This window comes from Vibrio sp. 10N.222.49.C9 (assembly GCF_041474985.1).
Classification (GTDB): domain Bacteria; phylum Pseudomonadota; class Gammaproteobacteria; order Enterobacterales; family Vibrionaceae; genus Vibrio; species Vibrio crassostreae_C.
Genome location: NZ_JBFRVD010001155.1, coordinates 1 through 368 on the forward strand (window position 1 = coordinate 1; position 368 = coordinate 368).

General features: G+C 48.1%; 1 pseudogene. It reads right to left on the reverse strand.

The features are described from left to right. Positions 1-368 (reverse strand): annotated as a pseudogene (locus AB4585_RS27335) (bifunctional glutamine synthetase adenylyltransferase/deadenyltransferase); the annotation flags it as partial.

Here is a 368-nt window from a genome sequence, read left to right on the forward strand (position 1 = left end):
GTACTGAGGATACATCTCACGGCCCATGACCCTAGCTTTGACCATAGCGTAACGCTCCCAATCACGCCCTTGCTCTTGGTAGTAGTCTTCCAAAGCGGCAAAGCTCATCACTAATGGACCACTCTCACCAAAGGGGCGCAGTCGCATATCGACGCGATAACAAAAACCATCAATAGTGATTTGATCCAAAGACTTGATCAGGCGTTGCCCAAGGCGAGTAAAGAATTGTGCGTTGGCAATTGAGCGCCTTGCACCTTCAGTTTCTCCATTTTCGGGATAGGTAAAGATAAGATCGATATCGGAAGAGAAATTCAGCTCTCCTCCACCGAGTTTACCCATACCGATGATCAGCATAGGTTGCTCAATGC